The organism is Parahaliea mediterranea (assembly GCF_003402235.1).
Classification (GTDB): Bacteria; Pseudomonadota; Gammaproteobacteria; order Pseudomonadales; family Halieaceae; genus Parahaliea; species Parahaliea mediterranea.
Genome location: NZ_QEWO01000001.1, coordinates 56,925 through 74,926, shown reverse-complemented (window position 1 = coordinate 74,926; position 18,002 = coordinate 56,925). Strand labels below are relative to the sequence as shown.

At 66.5% G+C, this 18,002-nt stretch carries 16 protein-coding genes; 3 read left to right on the top strand and 13 right to left on the bottom strand.

Annotation, left to right across the window (positions count from 1 at the left end):
* Positions 1-155 precede the first annotated feature (155 nt).
* Genes DDZ17_RS00280 through leuC form a run of 4 tightly spaced genes read right to left on the bottom strand, consistent with a single transcriptional unit; the run spans position 156 to position 4,407 of the window.
* Positions 156-1,181: an aspartate-semialdehyde dehydrogenase gene (locus DDZ17_RS00280; protein WP_116363967.1), complete on the bottom strand. Its 1,026-nt coding sequence runs from the start codon at positions 1,179-1,181 to the stop codon at positions 156-158.
* 30 nt (positions 1,182-1,211) lie between these two features.
* A complete protein-coding gene (gene leuB, locus DDZ17_RS00275; RefSeq protein ID WP_116363966.1) occupies positions 1,212-2,291 on the bottom strand; it encodes a 3-isopropylmalate dehydrogenase in 1,080 nt (359 codons plus the stop codon).
* 38 nt (positions 2,292-2,329) lie between these two features.
* Entirely contained in the window at positions 2,330-2,977 is a 648-nt protein-coding gene (gene leuD / locus DDZ17_RS00270; RefSeq protein WP_116363965.1) for a 3-isopropylmalate dehydratase small subunit, read from the bottom strand.
* Positions 2,977-4,407 carry a 3-isopropylmalate dehydratase large subunit gene (leuC, locus tag DDZ17_RS00265; RefSeq protein WP_116363964.1) on the bottom strand — a complete coding sequence of 477 codons (1,431 nt, stop codon included), beginning with the start codon at positions 4,405-4,407 and terminating at the stop codon, positions 2,977-2,979. The genes leuD and leuC overlap by 1 nt, the downstream gene beginning before the upstream one ends.
* Positions 4,408-4,549: 142 nt before the next feature.
* Between leuC and DDZ17_RS00260 the strand changes: the two genes are divergently transcribed.
* Complete coding sequence (locus tag DDZ17_RS00260) at positions 4,550-5,422, top strand: LysR family transcriptional regulator (RefSeq protein WP_116363963.1); 873 nt, start codon at positions 4,550-4,552, stop codon at positions 5,420-5,422.
* A gap of 84 nt (positions 5,423-5,506) precedes the next feature.
* On the opposite strand, the gene DDZ17_RS00255 is transcribed toward DDZ17_RS00260, so the two are convergent.
* The gene (locus tag DDZ17_RS00255; RefSeq protein WP_241505740.1) at positions 5,507-6,031 is read right to left on the bottom strand and encodes a PaaI family thioesterase; all 525 of its coding nucleotides are present in this window, start codon (positions 6,029-6,031) and stop codon (positions 5,507-5,509) included.
* Between the two features lie 49 nt (positions 6,032-6,080).
* Positions 6,081-6,545 (bottom strand): flavodoxin family protein, encoded by a 465-nt coding sequence (locus tag DDZ17_RS00250; protein ID WP_116363962.1) that lies wholly within the window; start codon positions 6,543-6,545, stop codon positions 6,081-6,083.
* A 246-nt stretch (positions 6,546-6,791) separates the two neighbouring features.
* Between DDZ17_RS00250 and DDZ17_RS00245 the strand changes: the two genes are divergently transcribed.
* Positions 6,792-7,820, top strand: a complete 1,029-nt coding sequence (locus tag DDZ17_RS00245) for an NADP-dependent oxidoreductase (protein WP_116363961.1) — start codon at positions 6,792-6,794, stop codon at positions 7,818-7,820.
* Between the two features lie 308 nt (positions 7,821-8,128).
* Here DDZ17_RS00245 and rlmKL read toward each other — a convergent pair whose 3' ends face one another.
* The 7 genes from rlmKL to DDZ17_RS00210 form a co-directional block, all read right to left on the bottom strand.
* Entirely contained in the window at positions 8,129-10,333 is a 2,205-nt protein-coding gene (gene rlmKL / locus DDZ17_RS00240; RefSeq protein WP_116363960.1) for a bifunctional 23S rRNA (guanine(2069)-N(7))-methyltransferase RlmK/23S rRNA (guanine(2445)-N(2))-methyltransferase RlmL, read from the bottom strand.
* A 29-nt stretch (positions 10,334-10,362) separates the two neighbouring features.
* Positions 10,363-11,091 (bottom strand): helix-turn-helix domain-containing protein, encoded by a 729-nt coding sequence (locus DDZ17_RS00235; protein ID WP_116363959.1) that lies wholly within the window; start codon positions 11,089-11,091, stop codon positions 10,363-10,365.
* Between the two features lie 79 nt (positions 11,092-11,170).
* The gene (locus DDZ17_RS00230) at positions 11,171-12,334 is read right to left on the bottom strand and encodes a hypothetical protein (protein ID WP_116363958.1); all 1,164 of its coding nucleotides are present in this window, start codon (positions 12,332-12,334) and stop codon (positions 11,171-11,173) included.
* Positions 12,331-13,020 carry a hypothetical protein gene (locus DDZ17_RS00225; RefSeq protein ID WP_116363957.1) on the bottom strand — a complete coding sequence of 230 codons (690 nt, stop codon included), beginning with the start codon at positions 13,018-13,020 and terminating at the stop codon, positions 12,331-12,333. The genes DDZ17_RS00230 and DDZ17_RS00225 overlap by 4 nt, the downstream gene beginning before the upstream one ends.
* 86 nt (positions 13,021-13,106) lie before the next feature.
* Positions 13,107-14,240 (bottom strand): acyl-CoA dehydrogenase family protein, encoded by a 1,134-nt coding sequence (locus DDZ17_RS00220; RefSeq protein WP_116363956.1) that lies wholly within the window; start codon positions 14,238-14,240, stop codon positions 13,107-13,109.
* Between the two features lie 19 nt (positions 14,241-14,259).
* Positions 14,260-15,441, bottom strand: a complete 1,182-nt coding sequence (locus DDZ17_RS00215; protein ID WP_116363955.1) for an acyl-CoA dehydrogenase family protein — start codon at positions 15,439-15,441, stop codon at positions 14,260-14,262.
* A 156-nt stretch (positions 15,442-15,597) separates the two neighbouring features.
* Complete coding sequence (locus DDZ17_RS00210) at positions 15,598-16,629, bottom strand: TIGR03617 family F420-dependent LLM class oxidoreductase (RefSeq protein ID WP_116363954.1); 1,032 nt, start codon at positions 16,627-16,629, stop codon at positions 15,598-15,600.
* Positions 16,630-16,930: 301 nt separating this feature from the next.
* Between DDZ17_RS00210 and DDZ17_RS00205 the strand changes: the two genes are divergently transcribed.
* Positions 16,931-17,815, top strand: coding sequence for an LLM class flavin-dependent oxidoreductase (locus DDZ17_RS00205; RefSeq protein WP_116363953.1), 885 nt, complete (start codon positions 16,931-16,933; stop codon positions 17,813-17,815).
* Positions 17,816-18,002 lie beyond the last annotated feature (187 nt).

Here is an 18,002-nt window from a genome sequence, read left to right as displayed (position 1 = left end):
CTGCCGCGACGCGAACCGCCACAGCCGGAAGAGCGCTCTTCCGGTCCCCAATAGCCCCGAGGGGCACTGCAGCGGGTTTAGAAGGACCCCGTTAAGAGGTTTCCCGACGCCTGCCGGGGTCCCGATTTCGCCCAAGTATGTCGACTAGGTCTCTATTAATCAAGATAGGTGCGGATCATGCTCTCGGCAATTTGCACACTATTGAGCGCGGCCCCTTTGCGCACGTTGTCGGCCACAATCCACAGGTTCAGGCCGCGCGGATGCGAGATGTCTTCGCGGATACGACCGACAAATACCGGGTCTTTGCCCGCCGCCTCGGTGACCGCGGTGGGATAGCCGCCATCGGCGCGCTCGTCCATCAGGGTGACCCCATCGGCGCCGGCGAGCAGCTCGCGCACTTTTTCCACGGAAATTTTGTCGCGGGTTTCAATGTGTACGGCTTCGGAGTGACCGAAGAACACCGGGATGCGCACGCAGGTGGGGTTTACCTGAATGCTGTCGTCGCCGAAGATTTTCTGGGTCTCCCACACCATTTTCATTTCCTCCCGGGTGTAGCCGTTGTCCTGGAAGGTGTCGATGTGGGGCAGCGCGTTGAAGGCGATCTGCTTGGGGTACACCTCGCACTCGGCATCCTGGCCGTTGAGCAGGCGCGCAGTCTGGCCCGCCAGCTCCTCAATCGCTTCCTTGCCGGTGCCGGAGACGGCCTGGTAGGTGCACACGTTGATGCGCTCGATACCCACCGCGTCGTAAATCGGCTTCAGCGCCACCAGCATCTGGATGGTGGAGCAGTTGGGGTTGGCGATGATATTGCGGTTGGTGTACTGGGCCAGGGCCTCGGGGTTGACCTCGGGCACCACCAGCGGAATGTCTTCGTCGCGGCGGAAGTGGGAGGTGTTGTCGATCACCACGCAGCCAGCCGCCGCGGCCTTGGGCGCAAACTCCTCGGAGATGCTGCCGCCGGCGGAAAACAGGCCGATCTGGGCCTTGCTGAAGTCAAACTCGGCAAGGTCTGTCACGGTGACGGACTTGCCCTTGAACTTGATGGTTTTACCCGCCGAGCGGCTGGACGCCAGCGGGTAGAGGTTGCGCACCGGGAAGTTCCGCTGCTCGAGGATTTCGATCATGGTTTCGCCGACGGCACCGGTGGCGCCGACGACGGCTACATCGTATGAATCTGCCATTGTCTTGTTCCGTTAGCTAGTGAATGAATGTCAGGACGCGAGCGCGCGCAGTACCGCCGCGCCCATCTCGGACGTGGATACCCGGGTGTCGCCCTCGGCCCAGATATCCGCAGTGCGCAGGCCCGCGTCCAGCACCTGGCTGACCGCGCTTTCAATGGCGGCGGCCGCCTCGGGCTGCTCCAGGGTGTAGCGCAGCATCATGGCCACCGACAAAATGGTGGCCAGCGGGTTGGCGATGCCCTGCCCTGCAATGTCGGGCGCAGAGCCGTGGCAGGGTTCGTACATGCCGCGGCCGTTCTTGTCCAGCGACGCCGAGGGCAGCATGCCGATGGAGCCGGTGAGCATGGCGGCGGCGTCGGACAGAATGTCGCCGAACATGTTGCCGGTGACCAGCACGTCAAACTGCTTGGGTGCGCGCACCAGTTGCATGGCCGCATTGTCCACGTACATGTGGGACAGCTCAACGTCGGGGTAGTCCCTGGCTACCTCTTCCATGACCTCGCGCCACAGCACGGTCACTTCCAGCACGTTGGACTTGTCCACGCTGCACACGCGCTTGTCGCGCTGACGCGCCAGGTTAAAGGCCAGGTGGCCAATACGGCGGATTTCCGACTCGCTGTACACATAGGTGTTGTAGCCCTGGCGCTCGCCGTTTTCCAGGGTGCGGATGCCGCGGGGCTCGCCGAAGTAAATGCCGCCGGTGAGCTCGCGCACGATGAGAATATCCAGCCCCGCCACCAGCTCCGGCTTCAGGCTGGAGGCCGCCGCCAGTTGCGGATACAGCAGCGCCGGGCGCAGGTTGCCGAACAACTCCAGCGCCGAGCGCAGGCCCAGCAGGCCCTTCTCGGGGCGCAGTTTGGCGTCCACCTTGTCCCACTCGGGGCCGCCCACGGCACCCAGCAAAATGGCGTCGGCCTGTTTTGCTTTGGCCAGGGTCTCCTCGGGCAGGGGTACGCCAGTGGCATCCAGCGCGGCGCCGCCCAGCAGGGCGTGGTCCAGGCTCAGGCCCAGGGCGAACTGGCGATCCACCGCCTCCAGCACGTTGACGGCCTCGGCCATGATTTCCGGGCCAATGTGGTCGCCGGGGAGAATCAGGATGTTCTTGCTCACTGCGTTATCTCTTTGTCACGTTGTTGGTTCAGGGGCCTTCAGCGAATGCTGCCAAACAGCCAGGGGGCACGCTCGCGGTAGAGCACCTCGAAGGCGCGGATGGCATCGGCGCTCTCCAGGGTCAGGCCGATGTCGTCCAGGCCATTCAGCAGGCAGTGTTTGCGAAAAGGCTCCACCTCAAAGGCAACGCTGGAGCCATCCGGGGTACGGATCACCTGCGCCGGCAGGTCGATCTCCAGCGTGTAGCCTTCGTTGGCGTACAGGGCCTCGAACAGGCTGTCGACGGTGTCCGCCGGCAGCGCGATGGGCAGCACACCGTTTTTGAAGCAGTTGTTGAAGAAGATGTCGGCAAAGCTCGGCGCAATAATGCAGCGAAAGCCGTAGTCTTCCAGCGCCCAGGGCGCGTGCTCGCGGCTCGAACCGCAGCCGAAGTTCTCCCGCGCCAGCAGTACCGAGGCACCGGCGTAGCGTGGCTGGTTGAGGGCAAACTCCGGGTTCAGCGGGCGTTTGCTGCAATCCTGGCCGGGCTGGCCCTCGTCGAGGTAGCGCAACTCGTCAAACAGGTTGGGCCCAAAACCAGAGCGCTTGATGGACTTCAAAAACTGCTTGGGGATGATCAGGTCGGTATCGACGTTGGCCCGATCCATCGGCGCGGCAATGCCGCTGTGTACAGTAAAGGCTTTCATTACACGTCCTCCGCGATGCTGCGTACGTCGACAAAGTGCCCCGCCACGGCGGCGGCGGCGGCCATCGCCGGGCTGACCAGGTGGGTGCGCCCGCCAAAGCCCTGGCGCCCCTCGAAGTTGCGGTTGGAGGTGGACGCGCAGTGCTCACCGGCGCCGAGCTTGTCGGCGTTCATGGCCAGGCACATGGAACAGCCCGGCTCGCGCCACTCCATGCCGGCGTCGATGAAGATGCGGTCCAGCCCCTCGGCCTCGGCCTGGGCCTTCACCTCGCCGGACCCCGGCACTACCAGTGCCTGCTTGATGGACGCAGCAATTTTGCGGCCGCGCACCACGTCTGCCGCGGCGCGCAGGTCTTCGATGCGCGAATTGGTGCAGGAGCCGATAAACACCCGGTCCGGACGGATGTCGGTGATCTTCTGCCCGGCGCTGAGCCCCATGTATTCCAGCGCCCGTCGCACAGCCTCTTTGGCGGTGGCGGTAGGCTGGGCCTCCGGGTCTGGCACACTGCCATCCACCGGCAGCACCATCTCCGGCGAGGTGCCCCAGGTGACCTGGGGTTGGATGTCTTCGCCACGCAGCTCAATCACTGTATCGAATTCGGCGTCGGCGTCGGAATGCAACTCGCGCCAGGCGGCCACGGCCTGCTCCCACTGCTCGCCAGTGGGCGCGTAGGGGCGACCTTTCACGTAGTCGATGGTGGTGTCGTCCACCGCCACCATGCCCATGCGGGCGCCGGCCTCAATGGACATGTTGCACAGTGTCATGCGGCCTTCCATGGTGAGCTTGCGCACCACCTCGCCACCAAACTCGATGGCATAGCCGGTGCCACCGGCGGTACCGATGCGGCCGATCACCGCCAGCGCGACATCCTTGGCGGACACGCCCGGCTGCAACTGGCCATCCACCTTCACCAGCATGTTTTTCATTTTGCGGGTAATCAGGCACTGGGTGGCCAGCACGTGCTCCACCTCGGAGGTGCCAATGCCATGCGCCAGTGCGCCCAGGGCGCCGTGGGTGGAGGTGTGGGAGTCGCCGCACACCACCGTCATGCCGGGCAGGGTTGCGCCCTGCTCCGGGCCCACCACATGCACAATGCCCTGGCGGCGGTCGTTGATGGGGATCTCCACGATATTGAAGTCGCCGCAGTTGTCGTCGAGGGTTTTCACCTGCAGGCGCGACACCGGGTCGACAATGCCATCAACCCCGCCGCTGCGCTCGGCGGCGTCGGTGGGCACGTTGTGGTCGGGCACGGCCAGGTTGGCGTCCAGGCGCCAGGGCTGGCGCCCGGCCAGGCGCAGGCCCTCAAAGGCCTGGGGCGAGGTCACTTCGTGCAACAGGTGACGGTCGATGTAGATCAGGGCGGTGCCGTCGTCGCGGCTTTCCACCACGTGCTGTTGCCAGAGTTTGTCGTAGAGGGTTTGTCCGGCCATGGGGCTCTCTCCCTTCATTAATGGTGGTTCTGTGGCGCGCCGTGGCGCACCGGGCAGCATGGAAGTGGAGCGATACTACGCTTGAGCATGCGATAAAACAAATTTATTATTTTTATCCAATCGATTCCCGAAAGGAATGAAAATGGAAACCCAGAACCTGCAGGCCTTCATCCAGGTAGCACAGGAGCGGTCCTTCTCGCAGGCCGCCGAAAAGCTCCACCTGACCCAACCGGCGGTGAGCAAGCGCATCGCCCTGCTGGAGCAGCAACTGAGCTGCCAACTGTTCGACCGGATTGGCCGCCACGTGGGGCTCACCGAGGCCGGCGAGGCGCTGATGCCCTACGCCAAGTCGGTCATCCAGCAACTGGACATGGCGCGCCAGGCGGTGCGCGATTTGTCCGGCCAGGTGGCCGGCGACCTGCGCCTGGCCACCAGCCACCACATCGGCCTGCACCGCCTGCCGCCGGTGCTGAGTCGCTTCAGCAAGGCCTTTCCGGCGGTGCAGATCGACATTGAGTTCATGGATTCCGAGCAGGCCTACGACCTGATCACCCACGGCAAGGTGGAACTGGCCGTGGTGACCCTGGCACCGGACGCCGATGCCAGCATCATCACCCAGGCCGTGTGGCCGGACCCGCTGGATGTCATGGTGGCCCGGGACCACCCCCTGGCCCACCTCGCCCCCTGCCCGCTGGCCGCGCTGGCGGAGCACCCCGCCGTGCTGCCCGGCCTGAACACCTACACCGGCCAGATTGTGAAACGGCTGTTCGACCAGCACCGCCTCGACCTGCAGGTGTCCATGGCCACCAACTACCTGGAAACCATTCGCATGATGGCCTCGGTGGGCCTGGGCTGGACGGTGCTGCCGCGCAGCATGTGCGATCACACCCTGCTGCCGCTGTCGGTAAAGGGCATTCGCATTGAGCGCACTCTGGGGGTGATCTATCACCGCGGGCGCAGCCTGTCGCGGGCCGCCCGGGCGTTTATTGAGACTCTCGACGGCGAAGCCGACTAACCATAAACAGCAGGCGCAGCCGGCTAATCCATAAACAGCCGGCTAACGCTGGATGGCCAGCACTGCTGCCGAACCCGCCAATGGCTAGGACGACGCCCCCAGCGCCCCGATCCGTTTTTTACCCTCTCCACCCTGCCACATGCCGTCGTGATCGGGCAGGTAGAAGGTGCCGCTGTAACGGGCGACGATGCCACGCTCGCTGACAATCAGGCCACTGCAAAAGCCAAAGCGCCGCCTCACCGTCACCTCGCTGTTGCGGGCCTCCAGCCAGTCGCCCTGTTTACCGGCGCTGATGAAGTCCAGCGACAGGTTGATGGTCGGGTTGCCCCCCATTTCACCACGGGCGTGGTTTACACCCGAGGCCGCGGCGATATCCGCCAGCGTCATCAGCGCACCGCCGTGGCAAATGCCCATCATATTGGCGTGCTGCTTGTCGACGTACAGGCCGAAGGTCACACCCTCGGCCGACACCCGCCGGTAGAAGGGCTGCAGGTTATCGGTAAAGCCCATGCCCCTGGGCACCTGCTCAAAGCCCTCGGGCACCGGCGCCAAACCCTCGGGCGCACTCGTCATTCCGGGCGCGTTGTTGGTGCTGTCACCTTCGCTCATGTCTGTTGCTTCCCCTTTTATTCACAGTCCCCGGGTACGCACACCGGATTCAGAAAATGCCCATGGCAAGCCCCGCCACCAGGGCCTGGCCCAACTCGCCACACTGCTGCCGATGGCGGTCGGTAACCGCGCCGCGGCAGATCAGCGGCTCTGTTGCCTCGGTGAAAGGAATACCGGCAAGCATGCGCTGGGCCTGGCGGCGGGCGTTGCGCCCGTCATTGCCCGCCGACAACACCAGGGCGCAGGGCAATACCCGGCCTGCATTGATGGCCGGGTAGAACACCCGGTCCAGGTAATCCTTAAGGCCGCCGGCCAGGGCGCCGGCGTTTTCCGCCCCCACCAGCACCAGTGCATCGGCGTTTGACAGGTCGGCGCTGCCGCTGTCCCAGGCCCGGCGCAAAACAACGGTGCACGCATCTTCATCCGCCGCGGTGCAGGCCCCCTGCCACAGCGCGTGGGCCAGCGCGGCGCTGGCGCCACTCTGGCTGTGATAGACAATCAGCAGGGTTTTCACGGTGGCAAAGCGGGCCCTTAAAGCGCGGCGGGTTGTGGGGCGAAACCGCCGATTTCACCACAGCGGGGCGCCCCTGTCATGCTGGCGGGGCTGCGGCTAGGCTGCGGCCCTGGCAGAACGGCGCGGCCGGTGCTCTAATGTCGCCTCTCGCCGGCAGGCTCAAGCGCCGGCCCGGCACGCACCTTTCACCCACAAACCACCCACCACTCACCCACTCACCATCCACCCACGATAAGGACAACACCGATGAGCGAGACCAACCGCCAGTGGCTGCTGAAATCACGCCCCCAGGGCATGATCGGCCCAGAGCATTTTGAACTGGCGCACGCCCCCATGCCCGAGCCCGACCTGGCCGCCGGCCAGGTGCTGGTGAAGACACTGATGCTCAGCTTCGACCCGGCCATGCGCGGCTGGGTGGAAGACGAACCCTCCTACCTGCCGCCGGTGCCAGTGGGCGAGCCGATGCGCGCCAGCGGCATCGGCCAGGTGGTTGCCTCCAGCAACCCGGACCTGCCCACCGGCACCCTGGTGCAGGGGATGATGAACTGGCAGGAATACAGCGTGGGCGACCCGGCCTCGGCCCTGATGCCGCCGCGCCCCCTGCCCGCCGGCACCCCGCCGGCCATGGCCCTGGGTGTGTTTGGCGCCACCAGCCTTACCGCCTACTTTGGCCTGCTGCATGTGGGCCAGCCCCAGGCTGGCGAAACCGTGCTGGTTTCCGGCGCCGCCGGGGCCACCGGTTCGGTGGTCGCCCAAATTGCCCGCATCAAGGGCTGCCGGGTGATTGGCATTGCCGGCGGCGAGGACAAGTGCCAGTGGCTGCGCGAGCAGTGTCGCATCGAGGAGGTGATTGACTACCGCAACCAGGACGTAGCGGCCGAGCTGGCCCGCCGCTGCCCCATGGGCATCAATGTGTTCTTCGACAACGTGGGCGGCGCCACGCTGGAAGCCGGCATCGAGCAGATGGCGGACTTTGGCCGCATTGTGCTGTGCGGGGCCATCTCCGGCTACAACGACGACGCCCCCAGCCCCGGGCCCAGCAACATCATGAAACTGGTCACCCGCCGTATCCGCATGCAGGGCTTTATTGTGATCGACTTTCTCGACCAGGCCGAGGCGGCCTACGCCGACCTGGGGCAGTGGGTGGGCGCCGGCGAAATCGCCTGGCGCGAAGACATTCAGGAGGGCTTTGAGAACATTCCCGCCACCCTGCTGCGCCTGTTCGACGGACGCAACCAGGGCAAGCAGTTACTGAAGCTGGCCGACCCCGCATAAAGCCGGCCTGACCCCCGCCGTCCCCACAGCTTATCCACAGAACAGCCTGTGGATAACTTTGGGGACAGCCCGCGGCGCCAAGGGCCAGAGTGGAACCCGCCCTGCGCCCTCGCCTTGCCGTCACCATCGCCGGCCCTGAATTTTCCTTTTAATTTTCAGCAAGTTGTGCCAACAACTTCGTAAACTACTATCTATTAGTAAACCCCCGCGGAAAAACACCTGCCGCTGTGGATAGCCGCCGCGCGGAGGTTTGTAGACGCTTACCCGAAAAGCGGCGCCAGGCGGGCTGGCGAACCGGGCGCAAGGGGCTAGGCAGCAGCCCCCCGGTGGCGCAGGCGGAAGCAAACGTGGATGCGGGCATTGCGCTCGAAATCCGGGTCGAGGGTGTCGCGGGTAATGTCCTGGCAGTCAAACTGCTCGGCCAGTTCCGGCGCCAGCCGGAACCCGCGGCGATTGTTGGAGAAGTACAACTGGCCGTCGGGGCGCAGCCGGGCCATGGCGGCCTGTACCAGGGCCGGGTGATCGCGCTGCACGTCGAAGCTGTCTTTCACCGCCCGCGAATTGGAGAAGGACGGCGGGTCGAGCATGATGAGGTCGTAGTCGCGCCCGCCCTGCTCCAGCCAGCGCAGGCAATCGCTGCGCTCGATGCGATTGCCCTGCTCCCCCAGGCCGTTGTGGGCCAGGTTTTTGCGCAGCCAGCCGAGGTAGGTGTTGGACAAATCCACACTGGTGGTGGAGCGCGCCCCGCCCACCGCCGCCTGCACGGTGGCGGCCCCGGTGTAGCAGAACAGGTTGAGGAAGTCCCGCCCCCGGGCCTCGGCGGCAATGCGCAGGCGCAGGGGCCGGTGATCCAGGAACAGGCCGGTGTCGAGGTAGTCGTGCAGGTTGACCAGCAGCTTGGCCTGCCCCTCCCGCACGCTGAAGAACTCGCCGCGGTCGGCCTGTCGTGCATACTGCTCGCTGCCCCGCTGGCGCTGGCGCACCTTGAGGGCAATATCCGCCGGCTTTACGTTCAGGGCGCCGGGCAGCGCGGCCATCACCTCGTCCAGGCGCCGGGCGGCGGCGTCGGGGTCGATACCGGCCGGGGCGCGGTACTCCGCCACATGCACCTGGCTGCCGTACATATCCACCGCCACCGCGTACTCGGGCATGTCGGCATCGTACAGGCGATAGCACTCCACGGCGCTGCGCTTGAGCCAGGGGCCAAGGCGGCGGCGGTTTTTGCGCAGGCGGTTGGCAAACATCTGCGCGCCCTCCGACAGGGGGGCCGCCGGCGCCGCCTGTTCTGCCGGCGCCGTAGGCGGCGGGCTGCTAGCCGGGGGGGCCTCGTCCCGCAGCCGGTTGTCCTTCAAATCGAACAGCAACAGGCTGGCCGGCAGGGCACCGTTGTAGAGTTTGTACTGGCGGTGGCTGCGCAGGCCGATGGCGCGACCGAGGTCCAGGTCGGAGGTGAAGATGGCCGCCTGCCAGTCGTCAAATTCCCGCTTCATGGCGGCGCCCAGCTCGCGGTAGAGATAGCGCAGGCTGTCTTTTTCGCCCAGGCGTTCGCCATAGGGCGGGTTGCACACCAGCAGGCCCTCGGCGATCGGCAGGTGGGTGGGGCGGCGCAATTCCGCCAGGGGCTTGCGCAGCACCCGCACCGCCCGCTCAAGGCCAAGGCGGGCGATGTTTTCCTGGGCCCGGCGCACCACCCGGTGATCGGCGTCGTAGCCGCGCATCTCCGGCAGCTGGCGCTGGCGGCCGCGCTCGGCCCGGCCGCGGGCGTCGCTCAGAATGGCCTGCCACTGCTGGGGGTTGTGCCCCGACCAGGCCTCGAAACCAAAGCGCTGGCGCTCCAGCGCCGGGGCGATATCCGCGGCCATCATGGCGCCTTCCAGCAGCAGGGTGCCGGCGCCACACATAGGATCGATCAATGCCCCGCCCCGGGCGGCCATGCCGGGCCAGTCGGCACGCAACAGGATGGCGGCCGCCAGGTTCTCCTTCAGCGGGGCCGCCCCCGCTTCGCTGCGGTAGCCGCGCCGGTGCAGGCTGCCACCCACCATGTCCAGGGCCAGCATGGCCCGGTCTTTGGACAGGCGCAGGTTGAAGCGCAAGTCCGGGTCGCGCCGCTCCACCGAGGGCCGCCGGCCAAAGCGCTGGGCAAACCAGTCCACCAGGGCGTCTTTGGCGCGCTGGGCGCCGAACTGGGTATTGCGAATGGCGCGGTTCTGGCCGCTGAAATCAATGGCGAAGGTCTGGCGCACCTGCATCCAGCGCTGCCAGTCCAGGGCACTGAGCCCAGCGTAGAGTTGGTCGCCATCGGCGGCGTCCACCGTGGCCAGGGGCAGCAGCACCCGGTTGGCCAGGCGCGACCACAGACAGACGCGGTAGGCCGCCGCCAGCGGCCCGGAAAAATGCACGCCGGCGACGGTCTCGCGCACTGTGTTCGCCCCCAGGCTCTGCAGCTCATGGGCCAGCAGGCTCTCAATGCCCTTGGGGCAGGTGGCAAACCAGTGCTGTTCGTCGGTACTCAATCAGACTCTCCTGTGGCGGCGCCGGCGGCTCAGTTTTTGCGGCGCGGGGGTCGGGCTTTGCCGGCGGTTTTGCCGGAGGATTTGGGGCTCGCCTTTGACTTTGCCGTGCGGCTGGACCGTTTGGCGGCGGTGCGGGTACGGGTGCCGGCGTGGGCGGCCTTTTCCCGGGCCATGACATCCAGCACCAGGTTGGATGAGCTGTCCATGTACTCAATGTAGCGCTGGAACTCGCTGTCGCTGAAGCGGCGCAGGGCATCGTGCTTGCGGTACAGGTTGATGAAACGGCGCTCGCGCTCGTACTGGCGCGGCAGGGCCATTACGCCCCAGTCCTCCAGGCGCTTTTCCAGCTGCGGGTTGTAGGTGCGCAGGAATTTCAGCAAAAAGGGGATCGGGTCGTGGCGCGCCAGCAGCGAAGCGCTGCGCAGCACCAGCTCCAGCGGCAGCAGTTTTTCACCGCTCTCTACCGCTTCCAGCATCTGCTTGTCTGCCAAACCCAGGCTCTCGGCCAGCTCCTTCAGCGTGAGCCCGGCCGTCTCCCGGGTGTCGCGCAGGAAGTGGCCGGCCTCGGCCATGGCCTCCAGCCGCTCGGGCTCCATGCTGGCGCTGAGTATCTGGCGCAGCCAGGACTCGCCGAGCATGGCGCTGAGGGTGGCGGTGTTGCGGGCCAGCCCCAGGGTGCCGCCGGCCACTTCGCCGCTCAGGCGCAGCAGCGCATCCACCAGGGTGCGCTCCTGTGCTTCGTCGCTCCGCTCACTCATGTTCGCAGCTCATGTTGTTCCCAATCCCTGTGCACGGCCGCTTGCGGCCGGAACTTGCAGTATAGCCAGAGCGCTTGCATCACTGGCCCTCGGGCGCTAAGCCAAGGCCGGTTTCCAGGGCGAAGATCTGGCGCAGAATGCCGCGCCATTCGTCGTACTGGGATTCCAGGCTGCCGCTCAGGCGGAACACGCGGCCGCTGACATCCAGCACCGTGGGGCTCACTTCGTTGTCAAAGCCCTGGGCCAGTTCCCGCAGGTCCTGCTGCTGCACCTTGCTCCAGCGAAAGGTGTTGTAGGTCTGCTGCATGGCGGCAAAGGAGCCGCGCCGGCCGGCGCTGTCCCTGTCCTGCAGGCGCTGCTGGTAGCCCTGCATGTATTCGGCCTGTTCGCGCCCGTACTGGCGCCACAGGTCGTAGGTGGGGCGCATGTCATCAACCAGGTCCACATACTGCTCGTCCACCGTGTCGATAAAGCGGTGCTCCTGGTCGCGCAGGCGCTGCACCCGCGCCATCATCGGGTCGCCCTCTGCCGGCAGCCGCTGCACGCGCAGGTGCCCGGCCTCGTCCGCCACCAGATAGCCGGCAAAGGCATCCGGCGCCAGGCTTTGGGCATAGCGCAGTTCGCCCACCTGGGCGATGGCGCGCACCTCGGCGCTGGATAGGCCCTGGCGCACCGCCAGCAGGTCGTTGGCGATCTGGCGGTACAGGTCGGCAAAGGGGTCGGCCCCGGCCGGCACCGGGTAATCGCCGGGGCCGGTGACATCGGTATACACGCGCTGCAGCCACACCCGGCCGGTGGCATCGCGGGCATTCACCGCAAGCGCCAGGCGCAGGCCATCGGAGTGCAAAATGGTGGCGCTGATCTGCAGCTCAGCGCTGTCGTCGGCTTCGGGCAACACCCGCACCACGCCCCAGGCGCCGGCATCCACCAGCGCCTGGCGCAGCAGCACCGGCAAGTAGCGCACTTCCGCCCGGCGGATTTCCGGAAAAATGCCGCGCGTACCGTGTGAGGTCACATCCTCGGCCAGCCCCGGGTCGAACACCGCAAGGCCGATATCCAGGGCTGCCGCGTCATCCATCGGGGCCTGCCGCCGGAGCACCACGCTGCCCACCGGCGCCGGCCATTCAGCGGCCTGCACGGGCGGGGCATACTGGGGAGACGGGCGTGTGGCGGTGCCGCCACAGGCGGCCAGCAGCAACAGCGCCGGGGCCAGGGCCAGCACTGCTGTCAGCGCCGCCCTCACGGCGCCTCCGTGGTGCACACGCGCCCGCGGGTGACGGTCATTTCGCAGTGGTAGCCGCTGCTGCCGGGTTCAAAGCGGGTGTAAACGCGGTTCAGGGTAAAGGGCATGGACACCTGGTCGGACACCACGGTGGTGGCGATGTTCATGTTCTGGCGATCCTGGCTGAGGGTCAGGCGATGGCGGATGCTGAGCCCGTCGGGCAGCAGCAGGGTAAACACCAGTTGATGGCCGTCCCAGCCGCACAACTCGCGCCCGAAGGGGGAATCCAGGCGGTAGGCGTCGGGGCCGGTGAACTGGCAGTCCAGGGCGAAGTTGCCCTCGCGCTTGACCTGGATGCCCTGGCTGTCCTGGGCCACGGTGACCAGGGCGGACTGGGTGATCATGTCCGCCATCTGCGCCAGCCCCATGACGGACGCGCCGCTGTTGCTGCCGCCAATGGCAATGGCCGGGCCACCCACTTCGCCGCCGCCCGCGCTGCGCCGCTCGGTCTGCTTGCGCAGCTCGCGCACCAGGGCGTTCAGCCGGGCCTGGATGTTGTCGCTCTGGGCGTAGTTCATTTCCCAGTGGCCGCTGAAATCCACCGGCGCGCCCTGGCGCTCGCCGGTCAGCCGGGGCTGCTGTTCGGCACAGGCCGACAGCAGCAACAGGCTGCAGGCAAGAAGGGCTCTGACGGGGGCGGCGATCATGGGCGGCAAGTGTACCCCAGCGCCCCGCCGGCGGTAAGCGAGGCGGTGTGAATCCTGCTCAGGCGGCGCCCATTGCGGGCCCCGCCTCAGGCAAACAGGCCCTCCCCCGCGGCCAGGCGGCGGCCCAACTCGGCGAGGTGAACGCTGCTGCCCCCCAGGGTCATTTCGTTGTGGCGCAGCCACAGGCAGTAGCGCCACAGGCTGTAGTCGCGGTCGATGCCCATGCCGCCGTGCACATGCTGGGTGGCATAACTCACCCGGTGGCCGGTGTCGCCGGCCCAGATCTTGGCGATATGGGTTTCGACGCCCGCCTCGCACTCATCGTGCAGCAGCGAGCAGGCCTGGTAGGTGGCAAGGCGCAGGCATTCGATATCGATGTAACAGTTGGCCATGCGGTGGCCCACGGCCTGGAAGGTGGCCACCGGCACGCCAAACTGCTGCCGCTCGCTGGTGTAGGTGGCCGCCATGCGCATGGCGGCATCGGCCACCCCGAGCTGGTGGGCGCAGTGGGCGGCGCTCAGGCGTTCAGCCAGCCAATCCATGATGGCAGCACCGCCAGTGGCCGCCAGCACCCATGGCGCCGCCACCTCGACATTCTCCAGCACCAGGTGGGCCTGGGGCTCGAAGGCGGTTGACTGGCAGTCTTCAAGGGTGACGCCGGGGGCGCGGGTATCCACAAAGCACACCGCGACCTCCTCGCCGTGACGGGCCGCCACCAACAGGTAGTCGGCCTGGCGGGCAAAGGGCACGGCCTGCTTGGTGCCGTTCAGGCGCAGGCCCTCGGCGGTGACCTCGGCCCGGGTCAAGCGCGGGTCGGCGGGGTTCTCGTTACCCGCTTCCAGCACCGCGGCGCCCAGCAGCACATCGCCGGCCACCGCCGGGGCCAGCAGGCGCTGCTTGAGGGCGCTGTCGGCAAAGCGCTGCAGTACCATCAAGCCGCCCACGCAGTGGCTGAGCATTGGCACCGGGGCAATGCTGCGCCCCACTTCCTCAAGCAGCAGGGCCAGTTCCATAAACCCGAAGCCGCCGCCACCCTCACTGGCGCTGACCGGGATGGCGGTGAGCCCCGCCTGCCCCAGGGTGCGCCACAGGTCGGCGTCGAAGCGCACTGTGGCGTATTCGTCGTAGGGCTTGAGGGACTCCGCGCTCACCTGCTCGCCCAGTATCTGGCGGGCCAGCTGGCGGATGTCCTGCTGTTCGCTGCTGAATCCAAAGTCCATGCTGTGCTCCCCTCGCTCGCTAGCGGCTGGCCCGGGGCATCCACAGGCCCGCGGCGGAAATAATGTCGCGCTGGATCTCGTTGGTGCCGCCGCCAAAGGTAATGATGGAGGCGGTGCGGTACAGGCGCTCCAGGCGGCGGGCGCTGTCGCCACCGGCGCCGTCGCGCAGCAGGCCGGCCTGGCCGACAATTTCCCCCAGCGCCCGGTACAGTTCGATGAAGGTTTCCGAGCCATAGACCTTGGCGGCGGAGGCATCGGCCATGTCCAGACTGCCCTCGGTCATGGCCCAGCTCTGCTTGTAGACAATCAGCTTCATGCACTCAATGGCGGCGCGGCAGCGCGCCAGATTCATCTGTACCCAGGGCGCGTCGATCACCCGGCCGCCGGCGGGCAGCTCGGTGTCGCGGGCCCAGCGCACGGTGGCGTTGAACAGCTCGGCGGAGGGGCCGAAGTTGATCAGGCTCAGCCGCTCGCGGTTGAGTTGGCCGGTTATCAGCTTCCAGCCACCGTGAAGTTCACCCACGCGATGGTCGTCGGACACACGGATATTGTCGTAGTAGGTGGCGTTGGTGCGCACGCCACCCAGGGTGTTCACCGGCGTGCAGCTCCAGCCCGGGTCTGCGTTGGGCACCAGGAACATGGATATACCCTTGTGCTTTTTGGCCGCCTCGGGGTCGGTGCGCACCGCAAGCCAGGTGTAATCGCAAAAATGCGCCAGCGAGGTCCACATCTTCTGGCCGTTGATGACCCAGTCGTCGCCATCGCGCTCGGCGCGGGTTTTCAGGTTGGCGAGGTCGGTGCCGGCGCCGGGCTCGGAATAGCCAATGGCGATCAGCAGCTCTCCGGCCAGGATTTTGGGCACGATTTCGCGCTGGATCCACGCATTGCCGTGCTCGGCCAGCATGGGGCCGACGGACTCGGTGGTAAGGAAGGGAAAGGGGTAGCCCGCCCGCATCACCTCCTCGACAAAGATGAACTGCTCCAGCGGCGTGAGGCCGCGGCCGCCCAGCGCCTGTGGCCAGCCGAGCCCAATCCAGCCGTCGCGACCCATCTGGCGCAGGGCTTCGCGCCACAGGGGGCCGCCGCCCTCGCCCATGTCGCGCTCGCACTCGGCGCGCAGTTCGGGGGTCATCAGCGTGCGGAAGTACTGGCGCAATTCGTCCCGCAGGGCCAGTTGTTCCGGTGTGAACTGGATTTTCATAGGCGCTTCCGTTGGCGATCACGAGATTCAAGCGCCATGCTAGCCATAGCACGGCGCCCAGGCTTGGACCGGGCCGGCCAATTTTTCTGTCATCCGGGCTCCGCTTTTTTGTTATTCGGGCGCTGCTCTTCTATTTCTCGGGCCCTGCTTTTTCTGTCATTCCGGCGCAGCCGCAGGCGCCAGGCGGTGCAAATCGGCAATGATGCCGCGCCACAGATCGTCGGGCGCCTGGTAGGGAATGTACAGGGCCAGGCGGTCGGCCAGTGCGCCGTAGCGCTCCACCAGCTGGGCGGCGATGGTGTCCGGCGGGCCCTGGACCGCAAAGGCAGTTACAAAGTCATCGTCGATATGGCCGGCCAGGGCCTCCCACTCGCCGGCCTTGCTGAGCCGGTTCAGTTCGCCCTGCAATTCGCCCTTGCCGATGGCGTCCATCGGCGGGCGATAGGCCGGGGTGGAGGCATAAAAGCCCAACAACTGGCGGATGCTCTCCCGGGCGGTGGCCATGGCCTGGGGGCTCTCGCCGGTGATCACCATGGCGTTGATCTGCAGGGTGAAGTCGGCGCGCTGCCGGCCGGCGCGCTCAAGGCCCCGCTGCACCGCTGGCAGGGTGTGCTGGTGCAAAAAAGCCAGGTTGTTGAAGGGGTGCACAATCAGCCCGTCGGCCACCTCCCCCGCCACCTCTGTCATGCGCGGCCCCAGAGCGCCCAGCAACACCGGCGGAATGCCGTGGGGGTTGGGGCCGGGGTTGAACATGGGCGTCATCAGGGTGTGGCGATAAAAGCGCCCTTGATAGTTGAGCCGCTCGCCGTGCTGCCAGCAATTGAAAATGGCCTTCAGGGCCAGGATGTAATCGCGCATGCGCGCAGCCGGCGGGTCAAAATCCACCCCGAAGCGCTTTTCGATGTGGGCGCGTATCTGGGAGCCCAGCCCCAGCAGGAAGTGCCCGCCGCTGTAGCGCTGCAGGTCCCAGGCCTGGTAGGCCAGGTGCAGCGGGTTGCGCGGGAAGGCCACCGCAATGCCGGTGGCGATATCCAGCGCCGGCGCCTGTTGCGAGGCCAGCACCAATGGCAGGAAAGGGTCGCCACTGCCCTCCAGGGTGTAGAGTCCGTCGTAGCCTATAGCGGCCATTCGCGCCGCATCCGCGCCGGCGTCTTCGAGCCGGCTGTACAGGGGTCCGTCAATCTTCATGTTATTCGCCTTGTTGGAGGGGACGGTTTGGGTGAGCCAGGCCAGAATACTTGTTGCCTGCCCGTGGCGGACGTTACCCCAGCCCCCGGCAGCGGTACAGCCGCCCGCCTCGCCACCCGGGCGCAACAGCGCCGCCAGCCACAGGGACGCAGCGCTGGTTTACCATGCTGAACAGCAAATGCCCCGCCCCCCTTTGTCGCGCGCCATAATGCCGCAATCCGATAACAACTCTCGATAGCAATTCTCGATAGCAACTCTCGATAACAACACCCGATAACAACACCCCAGCGAGTACAGCACTATGAAGATCGGCGTCTGCCTGCCCTACATGAAAGACGGACTCACCCGCGACGACTACCTGAATTGGTTCCAGCGCGTGGACGAAGGGCCCTTCCACAGCGTGTCCTGCGGCGAGCGGGTGCACGGGCCCACCTACGACATGCGCGTGGTGCTGGCGGCCGCGGCCATTGCCACCCGGCGGGTGAAGATCACCCCCACCCTGTATGTGCTGCCGATGCACCCGGCGGTGGGCGTGGCCAAGGAAGTGGCCACCATGGACATTCTGTCGGGGGGCCGCGTGGAGCAGGTGTGCGTGGGTTATGGCGGGCGCGAGAAGGACTATGAGGCGATGGAGCGCCCTCTTCGCGGCCGCTACCAGCGCATGGATCAGCAGGTGGCCCAATTGCGCCGGGTGTGGAACGGCGAGGAAATTATCGACGGTGGCGGCAGCATTGGCCCCGCCCCCACGCGCCCGGGCGGGCCGCAGCTGCTGGCCGGCGCCCTGGGGCCCAAAAGCATTGCCCGCTGCGCGCAGTGGGCCGACGGCTTGTACGCCTGGTCTGGCAACGGCGAGCAGGGCGAGTTGGCCAATGCCTTTGCGCTGGCCAACCGGGCCTGGGCCAACGCCGGGCGCGAGCAGCCGCCCTATCGCCTCGGCGGCTTCTGGTATTCACTGGCGGACAACGCCGAGCAGCGCCTTTACGACTACGTGTACGACTACCTGGACATCGCCGGCGCGGAAATCGCCACCGCCATGGCCCGCTCGGTGCACCGCCACAACGCCGACGCCGTGCGCGAGGCCCTGGACAACGCCGAGGCCGCCGGTTGCGAAGAGGTGTTTGTGGTGCCGGCCACCGCCGACCTTGCCGAGATCGACCGCCTCAGCGACCTGCTGGCGCGGCGCTAGCGGCCGCCACAGCGCCCCGGGCGAGGCCGTAAAAAGCCGGGGGGCCCAGGGCGACAGGCGGCCGCGCTCGGCTAGACTGTAGTAAATCTACAAAGATGGGCCGTTCCGGGGGCGCTGTGACCCCCGGCTTGTAGTTTCACTACAAGTTGTTGATATTGAAACAATTTTATATAGCGCCGCGCTCCCG

Bases quoted from the DNA above. Each gene is read 5' to 3' on its own strand.
- DDZ17_RS00215 (WP_116363955.1), bottom strand. From the start codon at position 15,441: ATGAAAATCCAGTTCACACCGGAACAACTGGCCCTGCGGGACGAATTG.
- DDZ17_RS00205 (WP_116363953.1), top strand. From the start codon at position 16,931: ATGAAGATCGGCGTCTGCCTGCCCTACATGAAAGACGGACTCACCCGC.
- DDZ17_RS00225 (WP_116363957.1), bottom strand. From the start codon at position 13,020: ATGATCGCCGCCCCCGTCAGAGCCCTTCTTGCCTGCAGCCTGTTGCTG.
- DDZ17_RS00220 (WP_116363956.1), bottom strand. From the start codon at position 14,240: ATGGACTTTGGATTCAGCAGCGAACAGCAGGACATCCGCCAGCTGGCC.
- DDZ17_RS00260 (WP_116363963.1), top strand. From the start codon at position 4,550: ATGGAAACCCAGAACCTGCAGGCCTTCATCCAGGTAGCACAGGAGCGG.
- DDZ17_RS00280 (WP_116363967.1), bottom strand. From the start codon at position 1,181: ATGGCAGATTCATACGATGTAGCCGTCGTCGGCGCCACCGGTGCCGTC.
- DDZ17_RS00210 (WP_116363954.1), bottom strand. From the start codon at position 16,629: ATGAAGATTGACGGACCCCTGTACAGCCGGCTCGAAGACGCCGGCGCG.
- DDZ17_RS00235 (WP_116363959.1), bottom strand. From the start codon at position 11,091: ATGAGTGAGCGGAGCGACGAAGCACAGGAGCGCACCCTGGTGGATGCG.
- leuD (WP_116363965.1), bottom strand. From the start codon at position 2,977: ATGAAAGCCTTTACTGTACACAGCGGCATTGCCGCGCCGATGGATCGG.
- DDZ17_RS00255 (WP_241505740.1), bottom strand. From the start codon at position 6,031: ATGAGCGAAGGTGACAGCACCAACAACGCGCCCGGAATGACGAGTGCG.
- leuC (WP_116363964.1), bottom strand. From the start codon at position 4,407: ATGGCCGGACAAACCCTCTACGACAAACTCTGGCAACAGCACGTGGTG.
- DDZ17_RS00245 (WP_116363961.1), top strand. From the start codon at position 6,792: ATGAGCGAGACCAACCGCCAGTGGCTGCTGAAATCACGCCCCCAGGGC.